Source organism: Candidatus Hydrogenedentota bacterium (assembly GCA_019637335.1).
GTDB lineage: Bacteria > Hydrogenedentota > Hydrogenedentia > Hydrogenedentales > JAEUWI01 > JAEUWI01.
Window position 1 is genome coordinate 27,001 of the sequence record JAHBVV010000024.1, and the last position, 24,271, is coordinate 51,271.

A 24,271-nucleotide genomic window follows, 5' to 3' on the forward strand; every position below is an offset into this window, starting at 1 on the left:
GATCGAGGCTCCTTCCGGAGGGGTTGTTGCGTCGCGTTTCTCGGAGAGCATGGGGACGTCGGGAGAATTCGGTGTCAGTCCTTCGGTATCCACTGCACGGCGTCGGCGATGACGAAGCCGCCGGCGTCCGGGCCGCCCTGAATTTCCACATAGCCGGACGTGCCCTTCTTGAAGGGATACGTGCCCAGGGAGAGGAACGGGGCGTGCTCGCCGTGTTGTTCGCGTTGATTGACGTATTGGATCTCCTGGCCGGCCGCCGTCTGAATGAGCACTTTGGCGCGCGTGGCGCGGTTCTCGTGGACCGAATAGGAGACGCGCACCTCGTACCAGCCGTCCTTCGGCAGGTCGGGCGTGTAGCGCGCTTTCGTATCGGCGCTGTTCGCGGCCATCTCGTGGAGGTACTCATAGCCCACGTAGTACGGCGCATTGCGCGAGAAGAACCACTCGCCCTCGGTGACCGCGTCGTCATCGTCGACCACAATCCCCGCGAGATCGCGGACATCGGTGTAGGGCGCGCGGGTGTCCTCGCGGCGGAGCACCGCGCCGTTTGCGCGCAGCTTGTCCTGGAGGGCCTTGACGTCAATATCCTGCACCGGGACGCCCGCTTCAATCGCCAGCGAGGCCGCGATACCCGCCGCTTCGCCGATGATCATGTACTGCGGCTCCATGCGCATGCTGGAATAGGCCACGTGCGAGGCCGAAAAGGTCGATCCCACAAGCAGGTTAGTGCACTCCGCCTTCTGCGGCACAAAGGAGCGGTACGCCATTTCGTAGGGCTTCACCGGCACCTGCACGTCGCCCTCGTTCAGCAGCGAGGGAATACCCTTCTCCCAGAGCGGCGATCCGTCGGCCACGAAACGCTGGACGTGGTGGGAATCGGAATTGTAGGAGCCCATGCCGATGGTGTCGGGCTTCGTGCGCTCCTCCTGGAGGTCCTTCTGGCGCATCACGTAGTCGCCAATCATCCGGCGCGCCTCGCGCACGTAGAGCTGGTGGGGCCAGCCGCCGGTGTCGGTGAACTCGTCCTTCGCGAGCCCCCAGCGGTTGAATTCGTCCTGCAGCGTCTTCGGAACCGACGGGTCATTGGCCATGAAGTAGAAAAAGCCCTTGACGTAGTCCTCGTGCTCCTTCCAGATCCGATCCTGCTCCGCGTAACTTGCCTCCGGGTAGTCCCAGCTTCCGCCGATGTAGTCGGTCGAAATGGGCCCGCGGTTGTTGATGTCCGTCTTGTTGTTGGGCATGGGGGAGACGATGAGGACGTCGTCGATGGTCAGGCCGGGCCGGGCGGCGAGATAACGCTTGAGGATTTCCCAGCGCGCCGGGTCGTAGCCGTCCGGTTTCGGAAAGGGCAGTTGATTGTCCGTGTCGCTGGAAAGGCACATCCGAAAATTGTAGGCCTGAACTTTCTTGTCGCTGTCGCCGGGCTTCAGGCCGTCGTCCGGCTGGATGAGCGGGAGCACGTTCCCGTTCTCGTCGTACGGGTTGACCGGCACGTCGAACTGGTGCTTGTCGCAGTACTCGACCTTGCCCGCGAGCGACTCGCCATACTGATCGCGGCCTTCGCGCCCCCATGTGTAGGAAATCCCCGCGCGCGGCAGGAGATCGCCCTCATAGGAGCAGTCGATAAAGATGGGCGCGGCGTAGGTCTCCCCATTGAGCAGGGTGATGGACCGTATCGTGGTCCCGTCCTTCTCCACGCGGTCGAGGCGGCTCCCGAACACGGCGGTCACGCCGGAGGCTTCCAGCCACTCGCGCAGGACGCGTTCCGCCTGGTGCGGCTCGAAGTACCACGAAATCTTCTCGCCATAGTGTTTCCCCAGACGCTCATAGAATTGTTTCGCGCGCCCGCCGATGACCGACATGTCGCCGAAGTCGGTGCGGCCCAGCCCGCCGGAGGTCATGCCGCCAATGTGGTGGCGCGGCTCGATGAGGAGCGTTCGGCGCCCCTCGTCCGCGGCGGCGATGGCGGCAACCGCGCCGCCGGCCGTCCCCCCGTAGACGACCACGTCGTAGTTGTGGGTCTCCGCGGGGGCGGACAGGGCCGACGCCGCGAGGGCAATCAGGGCGGGCAGGCAGTGCGGGAACGAGCGCATGGTCGAAATCTCCGGTGGGCCCGCCTGTGCGGCGCGGCCATCCCAAAAAAGAAACACGCCGCGAACCTGCCGGTCCGCGGCGTGCGAATAGCGAACAAAGGATACGGCAGGCTAGCGGGAGTTTTCCTCGGCGGCCTGGATGAGCTTGAAGGCCTCGTGCGGGCCTACGGCGGAAAGCAGCCCCTTGACGAGCTCCTTGTCTTCGAGCAGATGCTGGACGCCGGCGATAGCCTTCACCTCGCCCTCAAAGTTCTTCTTCGGGACCAGCAGCAGCACCACGATGCGCGCGGGCGCGCCGTCGAGCGTGCCAAAGGGAATGCCGCGGGAAGAGACACCCACGGCGCAGATGACATCCTCGACGCGGTCCGTCGAAAGGTGGGGCAGGGCGATGCCGCGCTCCATGCCCGAGCCGAGCGCGTGCTCGTTCTGGTAAAGCGCCTCCAGCAATACATCGCGCTGGTTCATCGGCACTTCGTGGTACTGCACCAGCACGTCCATCAGCTCGCTGATGGCTTCGCGCCGCTTCTCGGCTTCAAGGCCGATCTTGATCAGTTCAGGGCGGAGAATTTCGTGCAACAGCATTACTCGGGTTCCCCTTGGCTTACTTCCGTGGCGACGGGCGCGATGGCGGCGGATGGCGCAGAAGCCAGGCGGGCCGCCTCGGCGGCGGCCTGTTGCTTCCGCTTCTGAACCGCCTTTTTCCCCTTGATCTTCTTCAGGCGGAAGGTGTCCTCGCGCTCGCGCTCGTCCAGCACGCTGGCGATGCCGCGTAACTGGCCGCGCAGGCGCGGGAGCAGGTATTCCTCCAGCGCGTTGATGCGCCGGGAGACTTTCTTGACCTCCTCGCCGACGATCTGGAGGTTGCGCTCCAGCGGCGCGCATACCAGAAGCTGCGCGAGCATCTTCTCGGAGGCCTCGGAGGCTTCCTGGATCTGCGCGGAGGTGTCGAGCAGGCCCATGCCGCGGCTGGCCGGCGTGCGGACGATGCCCGCCATGTCGATGCGGCCCAGGTTCAGGCCCCAGACCTTTTCGGCCTCGACCTTGATCTCGAGGTCGCGGCGGCCGGCGACGGACGCCGACTTGATCTCGGGCGTGCCGCGGACAGCGCGCGCCATGGCCATGGCCTCGCCGGCGTTGCGGCCCAGGGCGTGAAGTTCATCCCGCATGAGCGCCAGCGCGCGCGCGCGCTTGAGCAACTCCTGCATCAGGGCGTCGCGCTTGCCCTTCAAGAGGCCCACGCCATCGGCGGCCATCTTGATCTGCCCCTTCAAGAGGAGCATGTTCATTCGCGTTGGCGCGATGTTGTCCATACTCATGTGCGAATTACCTGTTCAGGTTTTGAGGGATAACCGCAAACCGCGGGCGCCGGGCAGCGGGAGCCGCCCGGCGCCGCGCGGGGGGTTACGCGTTTTCGATGGCCACCTGGTGCTTCGGCGCTTCGGCGCTGTCATCGATCGGCTTGTAGAACTCGTCCACGGTCTCGCGTTTGATACGCGTCAGCTCGGACTTGGGCAGATAGCCCATGAGCTTCCAGCCCAGCGCGAACGTATCTTCGATGCCGCGCCGCGTCATGCCCTGGCCGATCATCTCCGCCTCGAATGCGTTGTTGAAGCGGAGGTACTTGCGGTCCAGGTCGGTAAGCGCGTCCTCGCCCACGATCGCCATGAGCTTTTTAATGCGCTGGCCTTCGGCGTAGGCAGCATAGAGCTGGTTCGCCCACTCGCGGTGCCACGCCTGGGTCTTTTTTCCGCCGATACCGTTGTTCATCAGGCGCGAAAGGCAGGGCAGCAGGTCCACCGGCGGGAACACGCCCTGCCGGTGCAGCGAACGGCTCAGCACGATCTGGCCCTCGGTAATGTATCCCGTAAGGTCCGGAATCGGGTGCGTGATGTCGTCGTCCGGCATCGTAAGCATCGGGATCTGCGTCACGGATCCGCCATTGCCGCGGATACGGCCGGCGCGCTCGTAGATCGTCGAAAGGTCGGTGTACATGTAGCCGGGATAACCGCGGCGTCCGGGAATTTCCTCGCGGGCCGACGAAATCTGGCGCAGGGCGTCGCAGTAGTTCGTGAGGTCGGTCAGCACCACCAGCACCTGGTAGCCCTTCTCGAAGGCCAGGTACTCCGCCACGGTCAGCGCGCAGCGCGGGGTGAAGAGCCGCTCGATCGCCGGGTCGTCGGCCTGGTTGATGAAGGCCACCACCTGCGATCCCTTGCCGCCTTCTTCGAAGGCCTTCAGGAAGTACTCGGTCTCGCGCGCCGTGATGCCCATGGCCGCGAAAACCGTCACGAACGGTGTGTCGTCGCCCTTCGTGCCGGAGTTCTGCACGATCATGTTGGCGATTTCGTTGCCGGGAAGGCCGGAGCCGAGGAAGATAGGCAGCTTCTGCCCGCGGACGAGCGTGTTGAAGCCGTCGATCGTCGAGATGCCGGTTTCGATGAAGTCGTTCGGCGCGTCGCGCGACACGGGATTGATGGCCGAACCCGCGATCTCGACTTCCTTTTCCGGAACCACCGGCGGCAGGCCGTCGATGGGAATGCCCGTGCCGTTGAAGCGCCGACCGATCATGTCCGGCGTGCAGGCAATCTTGGCGGCGTCATCCTTCAGTGACACGGACGTGCCCTTGATATCCACGCCGCGGGTGCCCTGGAGGATCTGAAGCACCGCGTGGGTCTTCGTCGCTTCCAGGATCTGGCCCTCGCGCTGCTCGCCGTTGGCCATGTGTACGTTGAGGATGGCGCCGGTCGGGAAGCGGTCCCCGTTTTCCAGGAACACCAGGGGACCCGAGACATAGGTCATGTCCCAGTATTCTTTGTGCAACTGCTCGCCGGTAGTGGTTTCAGACATGGTTCGATATCCCTCGGTTATTTGGCTTCCAGAGCGCCAAGGATCTTCTTGAAGTTCTCGATGCACGCGTCTTTCTTGCCGGTGAAGCCTTCGTTCGGCTCTTCCTTCAGACGGGAGATCTCCTCGCGCACGGTCAGTTCCGTAATCTTCGTCAGCGGCACTTCGCGGCGCAGCACCTTTTCGCACTCCTCGTGGTACACCATGATCATTTCGAGCAGGCCGAAGCACTTCTCCAGTTCGCAGGATGCGTCGTTCTTGGAGAACGCGCTCTGCTGCAGGAAAACCTCGCGGATCAGGCGGGAAACCTCCAGCACCAGCCGCTCCATGTCCTGGAGCGCGTCCGGGCCCACGAGCTGCACGATATCCATCAATTCGGATTCGCGCTGGAGCAGCGTGGCCGCCTGCTGACGCCGCTTGTTCCAGCCTGCCGGCGCGTTCTGGTCAAACCATTCCCGCAGCCCCTCGTAGTAGAGGCTGTACGAGCGGTTCCAGTTCACGCTCGGGTAGTGGCGGCGGTAGGCCAGCGCCGAGTCGAGCGCCCAGAGGGCGCCGGACACGCGCATGGAGGTCTGCGTCACCGGCTCGGAGAAGTCGCCGCCGGGGGGCGACACCGCGCCCACGGCCGTGAGCGATCCCTTGCGCGGGCTGTCGGAAGTCGCCTCGGAACCCGCGCAGATAACGTTGCCGCAGCGTTCGTAGAACGCCGCAATGCGCTCGGAAAGGTACGTCGGGTAGCCTTCTTCGCCGGGCATCTCTTCCAGGCGCGAGGAGATTTCACGCAGCGCCTCCGCCCAGCGCGAGGTCGAGTCGGCCATCAGCGCCACATCGTAGCCCATGTCGCGGTAGTACTCGGCCAGCGTCATCCCCGTGTAAACGGACGCGTCGCGCGCGGCTACGGGCATGTTCGACGTGTTCACGACGAGAATCGTCCGGTTCATGAGCGAGTCGCCCGTGTTGGGGTCTTCCAGCTCCGGGAACTCCGTCAGCACTTCCGCCATCTCGTTGCCGCGCTCGCCGCAGCCCACGTATACGATAATCTGGGCGTTGGAGTACTTCGACATACTCTGTTCCACCACGGTCTTGCCCGCGCCGAAACCGCCCGGCACGATGGCCGAACCGCCCTTCGCAATAGGGAAGAGCATATCGAGCACGCGCTGCCGCGTGAGGAAGGGCTCGATGGGGGGCAGCACCTTGTGCACCGGGCGCGCCTGCTTAACGGGCGACTTGTGCATCATGCGGATCTGCGTGCCGTCCTCGAGCTCGGCAATCACCTCTTCCACGGTGTACTCGCCGGCTTCCTTCACCCACTTGAGCTTGCCGCCCGTGTGGGGGGGCACCATGATCTTGTGCTCAATGGCCTTGGTTTCCGGGACCGTACCCAGAATATCGCCGCCAACAACCTCCTGGCCCGCGCTGGCGGACGGCGTAAAAGCCCAGCGGCGCTCGCGGTCCAGAGCCACCGCTGTGATGCCGCGGCCAATGAAGTCGCCCGAGGATTGCTGCAGCGTGATCAGCGGCCGCTGAATCCCGTCAAAGGTCGACGAAAGGAGGCCCGGCCCAAGTTCCACCGCGAGGGGTACGCCTGTGGCCACCACGTCCTCGCCGAGAAACATGCCCTCGGTGCTTTCAAACACCTGGGCGTAAATCTTGTCGCCCTCGATGCGGATTACCTCGCCCATCAGGCCCAGCTTGCCCACGACGAGGATCTCGCCCATGGATACGCCGAGCATGCCATCGGCTTCAATCATCGGACCGGCGATCCGGACGAGCTTTCCGACGATCTGTTGTTCCGTCACCGCCATTGGTTTCTCCTACTATCGGTTGCCTGACGCCAGCAAGTCTCCCGGCTCCACGCGGCTTGGGCCGCGTCCGGGGCATTGCGGTTCACCCGGGGGCGAAAGCGATTCAGGTTAACCGGCTCTCCCGGTAAACCCGCGCCACGTATCAGGTTCTTGTACAGGTTAAAGGCACTTAATCCAAACGAATCTCAAAGCCGACGGCGGGCCGGACGATGGAGTTGATGTACTCCAGCGTGCCCGCCTCCTCGTTTTCAAACGAGGGGCAGAAGATGATCAGGGGCAGCTTGTTGTGCTTCGCAAGCCGCATTTGAAACCATTCCGAAAAATGGTCCCGAAACTCCTCATTCACGATGACCAGATCCGTGTCCGAGTCCATCAGTTGCGCCAGCCGCGTCTCGACCGCGTCGACGCTGAACACTTCCTCCACGGGCACGCCCGTGAGGCCCACTTGCAGGGCCGCCTGGCCGTTCGCCAGCGCTACCACCTTCGAAGCCATGGTCATCCAAATTCCTTGTGATTTCCGACCGGCGCGCGCCGTAGCGCGGGGCGGCGGACTGCGCTAGATCGCGTACATCTCATCGCGGACCCGGCCCTTGGGAAGGTTCCCGGCCAGCCCGCGCGCCACGAGCCGCAGGTTGACGGCCTCGTTGTACTTCATCCACGCAAAATCCATCATCACGCCGATGCCGAATACATTGTTCCGCGCGCTCTGGCGCACGTTCTTCATCAGGACGCGCTCGAAATAGCGTTCCATCGGGGAAAAGCGCCTGGTCTGGAGGAGCTGGTACAGCTCTTCGACCAGGCTGCTGTAGCGCGTGCGCCCCAGCAGCTCCATCGCCGCCGCCGGATCCGAAGCCGACGCCATCTGACGGAGCAGGTGGCGCGGGAGCGTGCCCTGCGGCAGAAAGAGGCTGTCCAGGCTTTCGCCCAGGTTCCCGCGCGTCTCGATATGCTGGAAGACCGTCCGGAGGTTGATCCGGTCTATCTCCGCCTGCAATTGCCCGCGCAGCATCTGGCTGTCCAGGTCGCCGGCGGCCTTCAGGCGCTCGGCCTGGCCCACGAAGTAGGTGCGGTCCAGCGCCTGCTCGAGCACCGAAAGATCGTTGCTTTCGGCGTAGTCCGGCAGCGCCTTCAGGAGACAACCGCACAGGGAACGGTTCCACGCCGCGAGCGACCGCGCCAGCGACTCCACCGAATCGAGCTCGTTGAAGTCCGCCAGCAGGGGCGGGGTGAGTGTCGGGCCCGAAATGAGGGCGCCGGCAAGCGTGCGACCCTCAATGCGGTGATGTTTGCAGCGGAGCAGGGACTTGACCGCCATCAGGTCCCAGCGCTCCAGAAAGATGCGCACCAGCTCCTTGAATTCGCCCTGGGCGCGGCCCAGGAGAAGCTGGAACGTGCTCACCATATTGCGGGACACCGCCTCTTCGATGGCGTCCGCCCCGCTGTAGCGGGTGAGCGCTTCGGCCATCTCGGTGCGGTACGCGGAGTCCAGCAGGGCGTCGGTGAAACGCGCCAGGTCGCCCTGCTCCAGAAAGTCGTCCACGGTCCGGCTCGCGAAGAGCTCGCGCTTCATGCCGTGAACGCGCGCATTGAAATGCACAATGTTGGGATCGAGTTCGGCCATGGATCAGGCGCCTCCACCCGGGGTTGCCGGCGGAAACAGCCGGTTGAGCGTGTGCTTCCGCAATTCACCCTCGCGCTTGGCGAACCGCGCCGAGAGGGTGTTGGTGTAGCGGAACTTCCTGCCGCGATCCTGGATCGCGACGCCGTCCGTCAGCGAGGCCAGCGGTTCGACCGGCAGATCGCCGCGCCCGTTGCTTTGCAGCCACTGGCGGCAGTGATCGGCGTGGGCCGGCGGCGCCAGCACGATGACATCGGACGGGGCCTCGGCCATCAGCTCCGCGAGGAGCCGATCGAGGATCGCCGGGAAGCCGGGGCCCGAGGCGATCGCGGCGAGCTCCGCGGCCACGCTGCCCAGAACATCATTGGTAATGGTGTCCTTGGTCGTCAGCGTGACCATCTGGGCCTCGGCCTCGACGCGCTCGCGGGAGCGGCGGGCCAGGGCGGCCAGCTCGCTCTCGACCGAGGCCAGGGTTTCCTCCCGGCGTCGGGCGGCCCGATCGCGGGCCTCTTCCAGAATCCGCGCCGCCTCCTGGCGCGCCGCACCCGCAAGTTCCTCTTGCTGCGCGGCCACCTGGGCGGACATCAGATCCAGTAGCGGTTTGTTATCCATACATCCAATTCGCCGGGAGGCCGGCGTCCTTGCGGAGGTTGGTGGGCGCGGGCGCCCAAGGGCGCCGCGCGACACAAACCTAGATTTCAAGCAAAATCAGGAAGCCGATAACGAAGCCGAGCACCACGATGGTTTCCGGCAGGGCCACCAGGATTAGCACGTTCGTGAACAGCTCCGGCTTCTCGGCCAGCGCGCCCGTGCCGCCCGCGCCAATCGACGCCTGCGCCCGGCCCGTGCCCAGCGCGGACCCGACAAGCGCAAGTCCCGCCGCCAGCGCGATGCCCGCAACGCGGATGCCTTCGCCGATCGACGTCGCGGCGGCGTCGCCCGAAGCGGCAGCTTCCTCGGCCGCGAAGCCCAGGGGCGCGAAAATGCTCGCCGCGGCGATAGCGGCGGCCGAAAGCATGAATGCCTTGCTGAAGGAGGATTTCTTTACCATACCATGTCCTTTCTAAAGGGTTCGTAATTTCTGCCGTTGGGTTCGTAGAACTTCGGCAAGAACTCAACAAAGTTAAGCCGCAACGAGTGGATCGTCGGGCTGAATACGCCAATTCCGATATTGATGACGTGAACCATGGCCGCCGCGGGGATGCCGATGACTATGCCGATCAGCCCGCCGCCCAGCATCTCGGGCATTTTGTTGGCGATGTCGGCGAAGGCGATGGACACGAGACCGAGCGCCATCAGGCGGCTATAGGAGAAAATATTCGCCGTCAGCCCGATGATTTCCATGATGCCCATCGGGGCCATGGGGCCCAAGCCGCGCCAGAGATAGTACAGGCACGCGCCGAAGGCAATGGCAGCCAGGGCCAGGCCAACCGCGGCGCCGAGCGGAAAGTAGCCGACAGCCGAGGCCAGCGCGACCGCCAGCGCGACGAGACCCAGCAGCATGCCCAGCTTTTCCTCGGCATGTTTGGCGTGCCCGTGGGCGTATCCTTCGCGTATGCCCAGTATCAAACAAAGCGGGATGTGGATGACACCGAAAAGAATGGCAAAGTAGAGCAACATATCGGGGTAATGTACACGGTGGAAGATGGAGTAGTCGCCAACCATATTCTCGACCACGTTGCCAAAGATTTCCCAATAGATAATCCCGAAAACAATTGCCGAAACGCCCATCCACTGGAAGATGCTCATCCCGTCATGCAGCATCTTGATGTGGCCCCACTTCTTCTTCACGAGCGCGCCAATGGTCACGATGACGACGCCGTAGCCCGCGTCGCCCAGCACGAAGCCGTAGAAAACGATGAAGGAAAGCGCCACCAGCCAGGTCGGATCGAAGCTGCCGTAGGTCGCGGGCTTCATGAGCTTCATGATGAGCTCGAAGGGCCGGACAATCGGGTGGTTCTTGAGTTTCGTGGGGATGCGCTCGTGATCCACATCGTGCGGATCGAGCCTGCCGACCAGAACTTTGTCGCCAAACTTCGCACTCAGCGCGGCCCGGAGGCTGTCAAAGGATTCCGACGGCGCCCAGCCATGCACCACGCCGGCCAGTTCGCTCTGTGCAAACGAATCCACCACATGGAGCTGGGCCAGGCGGGTGCGCACGATCTGGCTCAACGCGGCCAGTTTCGGGCCCTCCTGCTCGGAAAATGCCCGCAACTCGGACTGAATCGCGTCCAGATCCGCCTGCAGCGCCGCAATGCGCCCGCCGACCTTTCGCATCACCTCGTCCACCGACGCGCCCCGCGCCTCCTGATCCGGGCTGGTGAGCGCACGGATGCCCTTCTCCGCGAGAACATTGCCCACCGCGCCGCCCAGGCCCGACGGGTACGTCAGCACGACGATGTTCCGGCTGCGGTCAAGCTTCTTGACCATGAAGCCGCATTCGGGACCAATCTCAGACAGCAATTCTTGCCGTAACTCGTCGAGATCCTCGGCGGTATAGCTCTCGAGCAGCATCGCGCGCGCGTTTTCCCCCAGGGTCGCGCCCTGGCTGATAAGCAACGGCGTGATGGATTCGATCAGGCGGCCGTAATTCTTGATTACCGCAATGTTGTCTTGAACATTCAGGCGGCGCCGGCTCAGCGTGCGCAGGTTGCGATGCCAGGAGGTGGCCGCCTTGAGCCGCGTTCGGGGGGAAGCCTGCTCCATCTCCCGGCCGGCCTTCACAATTTCAGCGTGCGCGGGCGCCGGGGAGAGCAGGGGCTGGGACTCCTTCAGCAGCGCATCCAGCTGTTCCAGCTGCCCGAGCTCTTCCTTTTCCTCTTCGGGAAGGTGCACCCGGTGAAGGAAGCCGGGGTGGTTCTCCAGGGCCAGCGGAACCTGCTCAACATGCACCACGCCCTGCTCCTGCAAGACGGGGACAATGTTGCGGAGCTCCGATCGAAGACAGACGATTTCAACCCGATCCATGGGTGTGATCATAGGAGTTCAGACCTCTTCTTCTACGCGGCGCCGGGCACGAGCAGCGCGATCAGTTCCCTGCGTACTTCATGGGTGCGGCCGGCGGATTCCTGGCGGATCCGGTCCACTTCGGCCGCCGTGGCCTTCTCAATCGCGGCGCGTTCCTCGTCGCGCCGCGCCGCGGCGTCGCGCCGGCGCGCGCCGATTTCCGCGTCCAGCTCCGCCGAAGCCTCCTGCAGCAGCGCCGTGCTTTCGCGGCGCGCCTCCTCGACTATCCGCCGCGCGCCCTCACGGCCGCGATCAAGCGCTTCCATGAGTTCCGTCTCGTGACGGGCGACAATTTCAAGCAGCGATTCTGAAGACATAAGCCTCTATTTCCGTGCTCCGGGCGCATAGGTGTGGCACAACAGGCAAAGAAACAGCAACCCGGCGCGAGACATAGCAAGAATAGTCAATGTTGCGACGGATTACCAGTAGGGCGCCCGAATTTTACATGCCCGCACCCGTGATTCAAACCAAGACGGGCGGAATTCTGCCAGAGCGGAGAGGGCGCGTGCAACTTGTTTCCGGTAGAATACTAGTGTTCAGGCGACTGGCCCCGGATCCCGGGCCCGCGGAGGAGCTTTTTCGACGAAACTTTCGATTTGGCTTGAATCCGCCCCTCCCAAACGTGTATAAATACGCCCGCGCTCCACCGGGTGGATCCGGGAGAAGGGTAGTGTCTCGCGGTGGAGCTGGTGGGAACGTGCTGGAAAGCCGCGCTGCCGGCGAGCCGCTGGCGCGGCCGTTGCTGTTTCGGACTTTGGGAAGTTTCGGCTCCAACACGCTCGCGTTAGGTTAGGCTAGGGACCCGGCACGGTACCGGGTCGCCGGTAGTGACAACTCATTACGTTGGCGGTTCGCGTGTATCCCGCTTTTTGCGCTGGGCACGCTGCCGGCGCCAGCTGGACTGGTCGCCCGCCCAGCGTGTCTTGCATTTAACCGGCCACTGTCCCTTTCTCGCGCCAGGAAGAGGTGTTTCTCCTGCCGCCGGGCAAGAGGGAGGTGGCGAAGAAGGAAGTGTTTCGTGGCTCAAGTCTTTCATCGCAGCGCCAACGTGCTCGCCCGGGCCAGTATTATCGGCGGCGCGGCGGCGGCGGCCGTGGTCGCACTTCTCGGCGCCGCAATATACCGGTCGCCCGCGGTCACGCAGGTAAACATCGCCAAGGCGCAGCCTATTCCGTTCAGCCACCAGCGCCATGTGGGCGGCAACGGCATCGACTGCCGATACTGCCACACCTCCGTCGAGGAAAGCGGCGTCGCGAATGTCCCGCCCACCGAAACCTGCATGACCTGCCACTCGCAGATCCTCGCCGACGCGCCCATGCTGGAACCCGTCCACGACAGCTGGAAATCCGGCAAGCCCATCGAGTGGACGCGCGTCTACGACCTGCCCGACTTCGTCTACTTCGATCACAGCATCCACGTCGCCAAGGGCATCGGTTGCACCACATGCCACGGCAACATCCAGGACCAGCGCCTGACCCACAAGGCCAATACCCTGCACATGGCCTGGTGCCTTGAATGCCACCGCGCGCCGGAGAAATTCATCCGGCCCAAGGACAAAGTCTTTGATGTGGACTGGAAGGCTCCCGAAAATCAGCTCGAAATCGGCAAGAAGCTGGTCCAGGAGTACAAAGTGAAGGTGGAGCAGCTCGACAACTGTTCCGTCTGCCACCGCTAATCATGGGAAAGACTATGAGCCCGAAGAACGCACAAGAAATCACCGCACGCCACGGAGCGGCGGCCGCCGCCGGTTCCTACTGGCGGCACGCCGCGGAGCTGCGCGGCGAGGTGGCGCTGGACCCGGAACGGCACCGCGAGTTCCCCTCGGAGGGCGCCGGCCTCATCGACGCCACCGGACGGCGCAATTTCATGAAGGTCATGGGTGCGTCCATGATGATGGCGGGGCTTGCCGGTTGCGCGCGCCAGCCTGAAGAGAAGATCGTACCCTATGTCAAGCCGCCGGAAGAGGCGGTGCCGGGCCGCTTCCAGTACTACGCCACCGCCGCGCCCTTCGCCGGCTACGGCCTCGGCGCGCTGGCCGCCAGTTATGAAGGCCGCCCCACCAAGATCGAGGGCCTTGCGGATCATCCCGCCTCCCTCGGCGCGAGCAGCGTTCACGCGCAGGCATCTCTCCTCGATCTCTATTCGCCCGACCGCATGGAAGTCATCAGCCATGTCGGCACCCTGGGCACCTGGAACCGCTTTGCGGCGGAGTTCTCCCGCGCCTTGCAGGGCGTTGACAGCGCCGCGGGCGCCGGCCTCGCCATCCTCACGGAGACCGTGACTTCGCCCACGATGGCCAAACAGATGGCCATGATCAACGCCATCTACCCGGAAGCGAAGTGGTACCAGCACGACCCGATGGGCCGCAACAACGCGCGGGTCGGGGCATTCGAGGCCTTCGGCGAACACGTCGCCCCCGTCATCAACTTCAAGAAGGCGAAAGTCATTCTTTCGCTTGACGCCGATTTCCTCCACGAAGGGCCGGCGCATGTCCGATACGCCGCCGACTACGCTTGGACCCGGTCCGCCGCCGCGACCGCCGGCGAGCCCGGCTACGTGGCGCGCGAGGGCTTCGCGCACGACGAAATGAGCCGCCTCTACGCGGCGGAAGTCTCCCCGACGCTCACCGGCGCCAGCGCGGACCACGCGATCCAGCTCCGGCACCCGCACATTGAGACGCTCGCCCGCAAGATCGCCGAGGCGGTCGGCGTGCCCAACGCCGCGCCGAACGCGGAAAACGCCGCCGCGCTGCCCGAAGCCTGGGTAAACGCGGTTATAGCGGATCTCTCCGCACACAAGGGTCACGCCGTCGTCGTTGCAGGCGATGCCCAGCCCCCGGCGGTGCACGCCCTCGCCCACGCAATCAACAATGCCCTCGGCGCCGCCGATTCCGGCCTCGTCACCTACATTGACTCGCCCGAGGCGAAGCCCGTCGACCAGGAAGCGTCGCTGGCCTCACTGGTCGACGATCTTAACGCCGACAAAATCTCGATCCTCGTGATCCTGGGCGGAAACCCGGTCTACAGCAGCCCCTACACGCTCGATCTGGCCTCCGCTATGGAAAAGATCGGCCTGCGCGTTCACCTGACCGCCGAAAAGAACGAGACCTCCCAACGCTGCCACTGGGTCATCCCGGAATCGCATTACCTCGAAGCCTGGGGCGATATCCGCGCTTACGACGGGACGATCTCGATCGTCCAGCCGCTGATCCGCCCGCTGTACAACAGCAAGACCGCCGCCCAGATCCTCGCGCTCATTCTGGGCGACGAGGCCGCGACCGATTACGACCTTATTCACAACAACTGGTTGGCCACGTATGGCGAGAGCTCCGAACTGGCCTGGCGCCAGGCCCTGAGCACCGGCGTCGTCGCGAATTCCGCCAGCCCGGCCAAGTCCCCGGCGCACAAGCACGCCTTCAGCGCGGAAGCGCCCGCCCCCGCCCGGGAGGGCCTGGACTTGCTCTTCCGGCTTGACCCGCGCACGGCCGACGGGCGCTACGCGAATAACGCGTGGCTCCAGGAGCTGCCGAAGCCGCTGACGAATCTTACGTGGGACAACGCGGTGCACCTGCACCCGAACACCGCCCACACCCTCAAGCTGAAGCAGGAGGACGAGGTCCTCATTCAGTTCGAGGGCTTCGCCGGCAAGAATGTCCGCGCCGCGGTCATGCTCGTCTATGGCCAGCCCGAGGACACCGCCACGATCCACCTGGGATACGGGCGCGAGGTCGTCGGCCCCATCGGGCGCGGGCGCGGATTCAACGCCTTCGCCTGCCGCAAGGCCGATTCCCCCTGGTTCCTCACCGGCGTCAATCTGGCCAAGACCGGCCGGACCTACATGCTCGCGCGCACCGAAGAGCACAACAACATCGAGCAGAGCCACGTCACCCAGACGGACAAAGCCCAGGATCGGTACCTGATCCGCGAGCGTAGCCTCGATTATTTCAAGAAACATCCCGATTTCGCGCAGCACATGGGCCACCACGCGCCGGATCGCGAAATGACGCTCTACAACCCCGACGAGAAAGACTGGGACGGCCCCTTCTCCTGGGGCATGACCATCGACCTCAACCGCTGCACCGGCTGCGGCGTCTGCACCATCGCCTGCCAGGCCGAAAACAACATCCCGGTCGTGGGCAAGGAAGACGTGCGCGTCGGCCGCGAAATGCACTGGATACGCGTCGACCGCTACTACAAGGGCGATCCGAAGCGCATGAAGGACGAGGGCCGCGTGGACGGCGTCGCGCACCAGCCCGTACCCTGCATGCAGTGCGAGAACGCGCCCTGCGAGCCCGTCTGCCCCGTCGGCGCCACGATGCACAGCGAGGAAGGGCTTAACGACATGGTGTACAACCGCTGCGTCGGCACCCGCTACTGCTCGAACAACTGCCCCTACAAGGTCCGCCGTTTCAATTTCTTCCACTACAATATCCGCAGCGGCCAGGACGCGCCCCAGCTCAAGATGATGCGCAACCCCAACGTGACCGTCCGGAGCCGCGGCGTCATGGAAAAGTGCACCTACTGCACGCAGCGCATCAACCGCGCGCGCATCGACGCGAAGGTGGCGGCGGCAAACCGCCCCGGCGGCGGCGAACCCCACATCGCCGACGGCGCCGTGCAAACGGCCTGCCAGGCGGCGTGCCCCTCCGGCGCCATTGTTTTCGGCAATATCAAGGATCCCGAAAGCCGGGTATCTCTTCTCAAGCAGAATCCTCGGGACTACGGCCTCCTCGCGGACATTGGCACGCGCCCGCGCACGACCTATCTGGCGAGGCTGCGGAACACCAACGACGATCTGGCCAGCCCTGTAGCCCATACCGCGGAGCACTGAACTGAATCATGAGCGTTGAAGCAAAAGAGATCCCGCCCGCGCTGCGGGCGGTCGCGCCCCTGGTCGAGCCCGGCCACAATTACGAGTCGATCTCGCGAGCCGTTGCGGACGTGATCCTCGAAAAGCCGCTCCCGAAACCGTGGTACGCCGTGGTCTCGCTTGGCGCCGCGCTGCTGGGCATCCTCGGCGCAAGCACCGCCTGGCTCTTCTGGCAGGGGCTCGGCGTCTGGGGCATCAACAACCCGGTCGGCTGGGGTTTCGCCATCGTGAACCTCGTCTGGTGGATCGGTATCGGCCACGCCGGAACCCTGATCTCCGCCATCCTGCTCCTCTTCAACCAGGACTGGCGCACCGCGATCAACCGTTCCGCAGAGGCCATGACGCTCTTCGCCGTCATGTGCGCGGGCATCTTCCCGCTCCTGCACGTCGGCCGCCCCTGGGCCATTTTCTTTATCTTCCCGTACCCCAACACCATGGCGATGTGGCCGCAGTTCCGCAGCCCGCTCCTCTGGGACGTGTTCGCCATCTCCACCTATTTCACCGTGTCGCTCCTGTTCTGGTTTACGGGCCTCATCCCCGACCTGGCCACCCTGCGCGACCGCAGCAAGAAGGGCATCGCCCGCTTCGTCTACGGCTTCTTCGCCCTCGGCTGGCGCGGCTCCGCGCGCCACTGGTACCGCTACGAAATGGCCTACCTGCTTCTCGGCGGCATGTCCGCACCGCTCGTGGTCTCGGTGCACACCATCGTATCGTTCGACTTCGCCGTGTCGGTCATCCCCGGCTGGCACACCACCATCTTCCCGCCCTACTTCGTGGCCGGCGCCATCTACTCCGGCTTCGCCATGGTGCTCACCATCATGATCCCCGTGCGCGCCTGGTTCGGCATGCACGACTTCATCACCGCGCGCCACCTCGACAACATGGCGAAGGTCATGCTGGCGACGGGCCTGGTCGTGTTCTACGGCTACTGCTGCGAGGCCTTCTACGCCTGGTACAGCGGCAGCGACTACGAGCGATTCATGATGTGGAACCGCATGACCGGCCCCTACGCCTGGGCCTACGCCGCGCTGCTCTTCTGCAACGCGTTCACCCCGCAGTTCCTCTGGCACCCCTTCTTCCGGAGGAACGTGTACGCCCTCTTCGTCATCACCATTATCGTAAACATCGGCATGTGGCTCGAACGCTACGTCATCGTGGTCACCAGCCTCACGCGCGACTATCTTCCGGCGGCCTGGGGCGAGTACCAGGCCACCATGTTTGACTGGGCGGCGTACGTCGGATCGATCGGCCTCTTCCTCTTCATGATGGGCCTGTTCCTCAAGTTCCTGCCCATGATTACGATCTTCGAGTTGCGGCTCCAGCAGTACCAGCTCGACAAGGGCGAGATCCGCTAACCGGTTGAAATGCACGCCGCGCCCCCGCGCGGCCACGAAGGATAACCAGACGCTATGTCAGCACACGGACACGAAGCCGACACGCCGCAAGTCTACGGCCTGATCGCCGAGTTTGACGATCCGGACACGCTCCTGCGGGCCACCACCAAGGCCCACGAGGCGGGCTATCGCGCCATGGACGCCTACTCCCCGTTTCCGATCCACGGGCTCGCGGAAGCCATGGGCGTGCGTAAGACCGCCGTCTCCTTCATCACGCTCGTGGGCGGGCTGACCGGCGCGATCACCGGCTTCGGCATGCAGTGGTTCGCCTCCGTCCACCACTACCCGTTCAGCATCGGCGGCAAGCCGGACCTCAGCTGGCCCGCCTTCATGCCGATTACCTTCGAAATGACGATCCTCTTCGCCGCCTTCGCCGCCCTGGGCAGCATGCTGCTCCTCAACGGGCTGCCCCGGCCGCACCACCCGATTTTCAACGCGAAGCGATTCGAGCGCGCCTCCAGCGACGGTTTCTTCCTCTGCATCGAGCGGACGGACGCGCAGTACGACGCCGAAGAGACCCGGAACTTCCTGCAGGGGCTCGGCCCCGTGGAAGTCTCCGAGGTGCTCGACTAAACAGGCCCTGAACCTCGCCCGCCGGATAGGCCGGCGGCGGAGCAATAAGTTGGAACCGATGAAACCATCCAAGAACATCACGGCGCGCCGGCAAGGCCTTCCCCGCCACGCGGCGCTCGCGCTTGCGGCCGCCTACAGTTTCGTGCTGGCGGGGTGCCATCAGGATATGTGGAACCAGCCCCGCTACACGTCGCTCCAGAAGAATGACTTCTTCGCAGACGGGGCCGCCGACAGGCTGCCGGTCCCCAACACCATCCCCTATGACGCCGCGCGGCGCGGCTGGGTGTCCCACGAGTATGAAACCCTCACGGGCCAGGCCCAGGTCCCCAGCCTCCTCGAGGATGTCTTCTGGACCGGCAAGCTGGACGACGGCACGCCCAGGCCCGACAACTACTTTTCCGTCGATGTGGCCCTGCTCAAGCGCGGCCAGGAGCGTTACACCGCGACCTGCGCGCTTTGCCATGGCGAGGCGGGCTACGGCAACGGCATGATCGTCCAGCGTGGCTTCCCCGCGCCGCCCTCCCTCCACATCGACCGGCTCCGGGAAATCGAAGACGGCTACTTCGTGGATGTAATCAACAATGGATTCGGCCGCATGTACAGCTACCGCGCGCGCGTGTCGGCGGAAGACCGCTGGGCCATCGCGGCCTATATCCGCGCCCTGCAATACAGCCAGAACGTCCCGAAGGACGCGCTGGAGGAAGCTGATCGGGCCGAACTGGAAAAGGCGCTGAACTCCGCGCCGGAAGCAGCACAACAGCCGGTGGAAAACAATGCTCACTGACGGACAACTCGAAAAGATCGGCGCCCTGCAGGGCAAGTGCCTGAAACTCGGCGGCGGCGCGCTGGTTGCGCTCCTGCTTTTCGGCCTCATCTCCGGAACCACCTTCCAGGGCCTCCTGGTCGGGTACCTGGCGATTTTCGGATTCGGCATCAGCGGGCTCGGGCTCGTCATGCTGCACCACCTTTGCGGCGGCAGCTGGAGCTTCGTGGCCCAGCGCATCGCCGAAGCCGCATCGCGCACGCTGCCGTTTCTGTGCGCCGCCGGCGCCTTTGTCATCCTGGGCGGGGCGCTGTTCTCGAACATCTACCCCTGGGCCAACAAGGAATTCCTGTCCCGGCCGGAGAACGAGTACATCGCGTACATGTCAAACCTGAAGGAGCATTTCCTCAGCTTTAAAATGCTCGCCCTCTGCTTCGTCGTCTACTTCGGCCTCTGGCTTCTGATGATGCGCGCGTTCAACACGTGGTCCCTCAAGCTCGACGAAACCGGCGACGCCCGCTATATCGGAAAGATGAAGGTGTGGGCCGGCTTCGGCCTCGTGGCCTATGTGGTCTCCATGACCTTCGCCGCCACGCACTGGGGCATGTCCACCGACCCGACCTTCTTCTCGACGATCTACGGCGCCTGGATGATCGCGGGCTACGCCCTGGCGATGATGTGCTTCTGCGTGATCGTGCTCACCAGCCTGGACGACGAGGGCCTGCTGGCCAGTAAGCTCAGCTCGCGCATATACCACCACTACGGCAACTTCATGCTGGGCTTCACGATCTTCTGGTCGTACCTGTCCTTCTCGCCCTTCCTGATTATCTGGAACGGCAACCTGCCCGAAGAAATCGGCTGGTACCTGCACCGCGGCGGAAGCCTGACCATCGTCACGGTGTTTCTCATCGTCTTCGTCTGGTTCGTGCCCATGTGGAGGCTCCTCATGCGCCAGAACAAGACAAACCCGCTCAAGCTGCGCAAGATCGCCATCTACATTCTGGCGACCCGCTTTGTGGACATGTACTGGAATATCGTGCCCTCCTTCGAGAACAACCACGCCACCATCAATATCGCGACGCTGATCAGCACCCTGCTCGGCGTGGCGGGCATTGGCGGCGTCTGGCTGTGGGTGTTTCTCCACGAGTTGAAGAAACGCCCGATTCTCCCGCAGCGGGACCCGCGCGAAGAACTCATGTTCCTCAAAGAAAAGGCCCACAGCCATGCATAATGCCGCCGATCACGATACCGAGAAAAGCGTCAAGGAAGGTTACGAAGTAACCGACATGAACGCGCGCCTCATCGCGTATTTCATTGTGGCCCTCTTTGCGATGTTGTTCGGCGCCGTAATGACGATTATCATCGTCATCCGGGGATTCGACCGGTCGCGCCCCGCGCTGAACGACACGCCGGCGTCCGCCCTCGCCACCCCGGATGTACAGGTGCCGCCCGCGCCGCACCTCCAGGGCGATCCCGTGTCCGACCTCCATAAGGTCCTCGCGGAGAACACAGCTCGCCTGAGCGCCTATGGCGTCATCAGCGAGGAGCCCGGCATGGAGCGCGTGCACATTCCCGTGGAGCGGGCCATGGCGCTGGTTGCCTCGGGCGCCGCGCCATACCGCCAGGAACCGACGATCGCAACCACCGAGCTCGTCGATCCATTCGGAGAAGACGCGCTATGACTCCGTTTAAGGTATATCGCCGGGGGCGCAAGCGCAATGCGCTGCTTCGGGCTTGCGCCGTCGCCCTCGCCGCGGCTTCGGTGCTCTCCGCACCGCGCGCGGGCGCGCAGGCGGTCCCCAAAGATCGGGTCGAGGAAGTGGGGATCGATCCCATCAGTTTTCGTGGGCCGGATCCGCGCGAACGCTTCAAGGATATCAAAATCCAGCAGAACCTCGGCGTGCAGGTCCCGCTTGACCTGGTGTTTCGCAACGAGCGCGATGAGGAAGTGCGCCTGGGCGACCTGATCACCGACAAGCCCGTGGTCCTCTCCCTGGTCTACTACGGCTGCCCCATGCTGTGCACCCTCGTGCTCCAGGGCATGGTTTCGGGCTTCGACGGCCAGCCGGCGGATTTCCAGCTGGGCCGCGACTACACCGTTATCAGCGTGAGCATCGACCCCGCGGAAACCGGCGAACTCGCCTCCGAGAAAAAGGCCAATTACCTCGCCTCGGCCAATCTCCCGGGCGCCGAAGAGCATTGGAGCTTCCTCACGGGGGACGAGGAGTCCATCGAGGCGCTCGCCGAAACCGTGGGTTTCCGGTACTACTACGACGAGACCGCCGGCCAGTATGCCCACGACAGCGGCGTCATGATCCTGACGCCGAAGGGCAAGGTTTCGAGCTACTATCTCGGCATCGAATACATTCCCAGGAACCTCCGCACCGCGCTCCAGGCAGCCGGCGCGAACTCAATCGGCGACTATCTCCAGCAGCCGACGCTTCTGTGCTTCATGTACGACCCGACCAGCGGCACGTATGGCCTGGTAATCATGAGCGTGCTGCGGCTCGGCGGCATATTGACCGTGTTGCTCATTGCCGCCTTCTGGCTGGTGAACTACCTGCGCGGGCGCCGCGCGGTGGATACGGCTGACTATACATCAAGCACTCGCCCGCCCAGCCCGGCAGGCCTCTCTGGAAGCGTGTAAAACGAGATAACGCACCAAACGTTAAGGTGATAACAGGTACGCCATGAATTTTCCGCTGATACCCGAGCAAGCATCGACCTTTGCTCCCAATGTGGACCTTTTGTTCTACACGCTGACGATATTTGTCTCCCTGTTCACAATCGGGGTGACCATTGTGCTCATCGCGCTCGGCATCAAGTTTAAAGCCGAGCCCGGCCGCAAGTCGCAGCACGTCGAGAACATGAAGCTCGAATTGCTCTGGAGCGCCATCCCCGCGGTCATCGCCCTCATCATTTTCGCCTGGGGCGCCGTGCTCTACTACGACTACCGAAACATCCCCGAGAACACGTTGGACATCACCGTGATCGGCAAGCAGTGGATGTGGAAGGTCCAGCACCCGAACGGACGCCGCGAAGTGAACGAGCTGCACGTGCCCGTGAACCAGCCCGTCAAACTCACCATGACGTCCCAGGACGTAATCCACAATTTCTACATTCCAGCGTTTCGCGTGAAGCAGGACGCCCTGCCCGCGGCCTACACCGATATGTGGTTCGAGGCCACTAAGGTGGGCAAGTACCCCTTCTTCTGCGCCGAATACTGCGGCACGGAGCACTCCCTCATGGGCGGCTACGTTACGGTCATGGAGCAGGACGCGTACCAGGAGTGGCTGCAGGGCGGCCCCCCGGTCACGCCGGTCCAGGCCGGCGAAACGCTGTTCCAGCAAATGGGCTGCATGACCTGCCACGACGCCGGGGCCGCGAGCCGCGGGCCCCTGCTGGACAACGCCTTCGGCAATGAAGTCACCCTGCGCGGCGGCGAAAAAGTAGTCCGCAACGAGGAGTATATCCGGGAATCCATCGTGAACCCCTCGGCGAAAATCGTGGACGGCTACGCGCCGCTCATGCCGTCGTTCCCGAACCTGACCGACGATGACATCTTGAACCTCGTGGCGTACATCAAATCCTTGAGCGACGCAAACTAGTAAACGGAATTCCACACATGGCAAACGAAATGGCGCAAACCGCGGACTTTCCCGAACGGGACTATGAACGCCCGGCGGTGCACTACCTGAACTGGCAACAGACGGTCAGCTCCTGGCTCCTCTCCGTGGACCACAAGCGGATCGGCATCCTCTACCTCATCTCCATCAGCATCTTCTTCCTGGTCGGCGGGGCCTTCGCCTCGATCTTCCGGATCGAACTGTTGACCCCCGAGGGCGACCTCCTGCAGGCGGACACCTACAATAAGTTCTTCACCCTCCACGGCGTGGTCATGATCTTCTTCTTCCTGATCCCGTCGATTCCGGCGGTGCTGGGGAACTTCCTGATCCCCCTGCAGATCGGCGCCAAGGACGTGGCCTTCCCCAAGCTGAACCTCCTGAGCTGGTACATTTTCATGACCGGCGGAACGCTCGGCGTCATCATCATTGTCATGGGCGGGCTGGACACCGGCTGGACCTTCTACACGCCGCTGAGCTCCTCCTACGCCAACACCCACGTGTTCCTGGCCGCCCTGCTCGTATTCATCACCGGCTTCTCCTCCATCCTGACCGGCCTGAACTTCCTCGTCACCATCCACAAGATGCGCGCCCCGGGCCTGACCTGGTTCCGGCTGCCCCTCTTCATCTGGGCGCAGTACGCCACGAGCGTCATCCAGATCCTCGGCACCCCCGTGCTGGCCATCACGGTGTTCCTCGTCGGCGTCGAGCGCATCTGGGGCGTCGGCATCTTCGATCCCGCCCTCGGCGGCGACCCGGTCCTCTTCCAGCACATGTTCTGGTTCTACTCGCACCCCGCCGTGTACATCATGATTCTCCCCGGCATGGGCGTCATCAGCGAGATCATCGCCTGCTTCTCGCGCAACCGGGTCTTCGGCTACGAGTTCATCGCGTTCTCCAGCGTGGCCATCGCCATCATCGGCTTCCTCGTCTGGGGCCACCACATGTACGTCAGCGGCCAGGCGATGTATTCGAGCCTGGTGTTCTCGCTGCTCACCATGCTGGTCGCGGTCCCCTCCGCCATCAAAATCTTCAACTGGACCGCCACCCTGTACAAGGGCAACGTCGTATGGGCCACCCCGATGCTCTACGCGATTGGCTTCATCGGCCTGTTCGCCATCGGCGGCGGAACCGGACTCTTCCTCGGGGCCACCGGCATGGACGTGCCCCTGCACGACACCTACTTCGTCGTGGCGCACTTCCACTACGTGATGGTGGGCGGCATGGTGATGGCCTACCTCGCCGGCCTGCATTTCTACTGGCCCAAAATGACCGGGAAGATGTACCCGCAGATCCCCGCGAGCCTGTGCGCCGTCCTCGTGTTCGTCGGGTTCAACTGCACCTTCTTCCCGCAGTTCCTGCTGGGCTGGCTGGGCATGCCGCGCCGCTACCACTCCTACCACCCGGACTTCCAGGTGCTCAACATCCTGTCCACGGCGGGCGCCAGCATCCTCGGCCTCGGCTTTATTATCCCCGGGTTCTACTTCGCCTGGTCGCTTTTCTTCGGCAAGGACTGCGGCAGCAACCCCTGGGGCGCCCGCGGCCTGGAATGGGAAGTGTGCACTTCGCCGCCCGACGCCCACAACTTTCATGAAACACCGGTCGTGACGCAGGAAGCCTACGCGTACACCGGGGAGGAGACCCTCAGTGTCTAGCGCACACGCCAACGCCGAACACAACCCG

Annotated in this window: 21 protein-coding genes; 10 read left to right on the plus strand and 11 right to left on the minus strand. The window is 63.8% G+C overall.

The features are described 5' to 3' along the window. Positions 1-74: 74 nt before the first annotated feature. From KF886_20490 to KF886_20540, 11 genes are all read right to left on the minus strand, one after another. Positions 75-2,093, minus strand: a complete 2,019-nt coding sequence (locus KF886_20490; GenBank protein MBX3179739.1) for an FAD-dependent oxidoreductase — start codon at positions 2,091-2,093, stop codon at positions 75-77. A 111-nt stretch (positions 2,094-2,204) separates the two neighbouring features. Beyond that, complete coding sequence (locus tag KF886_20495; GenBank protein MBX3179740.1) at positions 2,205-2,675, minus strand: PTS sugar transporter subunit IIA; 471 nt, start codon at positions 2,673-2,675, stop codon at positions 2,205-2,207. Then, positions 2,675-3,409 carry a V-type ATP synthase subunit D gene (locus KF886_20500; protein ID MBX3179741.1) on the minus strand — a complete coding sequence of 245 codons (735 nt, stop codon included), beginning with the start codon at positions 3,407-3,409 and terminating at the stop codon, positions 2,675-2,677. The genes KF886_20495 and KF886_20500 overlap by 1 nt, the downstream gene beginning before the upstream one ends. Positions 3,410-3,494: 85 nt before the next feature. Continuing rightward, positions 3,495-4,940 (minus strand): V-type ATP synthase subunit B, encoded by a 1,446-nt coding sequence (locus tag KF886_20505; GenBank protein MBX3179742.1) that lies wholly within the window; start codon positions 4,938-4,940, stop codon positions 3,495-3,497. A gap of 17 nt (positions 4,941-4,957) precedes the next feature. Continuing rightward, positions 4,958-6,742, minus strand: coding sequence for a V-type ATP synthase subunit A (locus KF886_20510; GenBank protein MBX3179743.1), 1,785 nt, complete (start codon positions 6,740-6,742; stop codon positions 4,958-4,960). A gap of 169 nt (positions 6,743-6,911) precedes the next feature. Then, complete coding sequence (locus tag KF886_20515; protein ID MBX3179744.1) at positions 6,912-7,235, minus strand: hypothetical protein; 324 nt, start codon at positions 7,233-7,235, stop codon at positions 6,912-6,914. Between the two features lie 63 nt (positions 7,236-7,298). Then, a complete protein-coding gene (locus KF886_20520; GenBank protein ID MBX3179745.1) occupies positions 7,299-8,363 on the minus strand; it encodes a V-type ATPase subunit in 1,065 nt (354 codons plus the stop codon). A 3-nt stretch (positions 8,364-8,366) separates the two neighbouring features. Beyond that, entirely contained in the window at positions 8,367-8,972 is a 606-nt protein-coding gene (locus KF886_20525) for a V-type ATP synthase subunit E (protein MBX3179746.1), read from the minus strand. A 79-nt stretch (positions 8,973-9,051) separates the two neighbouring features. Then, the gene (locus tag KF886_20530; GenBank protein MBX3179747.1) at positions 9,052-9,378 is read right to left on the minus strand and encodes a F0F1 ATP synthase subunit C; all 327 of its coding nucleotides are present in this window, start codon (positions 9,376-9,378) and stop codon (positions 9,052-9,054) included. Between the two features lie 26 nt (positions 9,379-9,404). Further along, positions 9,405-11,327, minus strand: a complete 1,923-nt coding sequence (locus KF886_20535) for a hypothetical protein (GenBank protein ID MBX3179748.1) — start codon at positions 11,325-11,327, stop codon at positions 9,405-9,407. A 32-nt stretch (positions 11,328-11,359) separates the two neighbouring features. Further along, positions 11,360-11,683, minus strand: coding sequence for a hypothetical protein (locus tag KF886_20540; protein MBX3179749.1), 324 nt, complete (start codon positions 11,681-11,683; stop codon positions 11,360-11,362). Between the two features lie 701 nt (positions 11,684-12,384). On the opposite strand from KF886_20540, the gene KF886_20545 reads away from it, so the two are divergent. The 10 genes from KF886_20545 to KF886_20590 all read left to right on the plus strand — a co-directional run bounded on the left by KF886_20545 (position 12,385) and on the right by KF886_20590 (position 24,243). Then, entirely contained in the window at positions 12,385-13,041 is a 657-nt protein-coding gene (locus tag KF886_20545) for a cytochrome c3 family protein (GenBank protein ID MBX3179750.1), read from the plus strand. A gap of 14 nt (positions 13,042-13,055) precedes the next feature. Next, positions 13,056-16,196, plus strand: a complete 3,141-nt coding sequence (locus KF886_20550) for a Fe-S-cluster-containing hydrogenase (protein ID MBX3179751.1) — start codon at positions 13,056-13,058, stop codon at positions 16,194-16,196. A gap of 8 nt (positions 16,197-16,204) precedes the next feature. Continuing rightward, positions 16,205-17,590 (plus strand): polysulfide reductase NrfD, encoded by a 1,386-nt coding sequence (gene nrfD, locus KF886_20555; GenBank protein MBX3179752.1) that lies wholly within the window; start codon positions 16,205-16,207, stop codon positions 17,588-17,590. Between the two features lie 54 nt (positions 17,591-17,644). Next, positions 17,645-18,202 (plus strand): DUF3341 domain-containing protein, encoded by a 558-nt coding sequence (locus tag KF886_20560; protein ID MBX3179753.1) that lies wholly within the window; start codon positions 17,645-17,647, stop codon positions 18,200-18,202. A gap of 166 nt (positions 18,203-18,368) precedes the next feature. Further along, on the plus strand, positions 18,369-18,986 hold the full coding sequence (locus KF886_20565) for a cytochrome c (protein MBX3179754.1): 618 nt from the start codon (positions 18,369-18,371) through the stop codon (positions 18,984-18,986). Continuing rightward, positions 18,976-20,196: a hypothetical protein gene (locus tag KF886_20570; GenBank protein ID MBX3179755.1), complete on the plus strand. Its 1,221-nt coding sequence runs from the start codon at positions 18,976-18,978 to the stop codon at positions 20,194-20,196. Before KF886_20565 ends, KF886_20570 begins: the two co-directional genes overlap by 11 nt. Next, a complete protein-coding gene (locus KF886_20575; GenBank protein MBX3179756.1) occupies positions 20,189-20,647 on the plus strand; it encodes a hypothetical protein in 459 nt (152 codons plus the stop codon). The genes KF886_20570 and KF886_20575 overlap by 8 nt, the downstream gene beginning before the upstream one ends. Then, entirely contained in the window at positions 20,644-21,612 is a 969-nt protein-coding gene (locus KF886_20580) for an SCO family protein (GenBank protein MBX3179757.1), read from the plus strand. Before KF886_20575 ends, KF886_20580 begins: the two co-directional genes overlap by 4 nt. A gap of 43 nt (positions 21,613-21,655) precedes the next feature. Then, entirely contained in the window at positions 21,656-22,573 is a 918-nt protein-coding gene (gene coxB, locus KF886_20585; protein MBX3179758.1) for a cytochrome c oxidase subunit II, read from the plus strand. Positions 22,574-22,602: 29 nt separating this feature from the next. Beyond that, positions 22,603-24,243, plus strand: a complete 1,641-nt coding sequence (locus KF886_20590) for a cbb3-type cytochrome c oxidase subunit I (GenBank protein ID MBX3179759.1) — start codon at positions 22,603-22,605, stop codon at positions 24,241-24,243. Positions 24,244-24,271 lie beyond the last annotated feature (28 nt).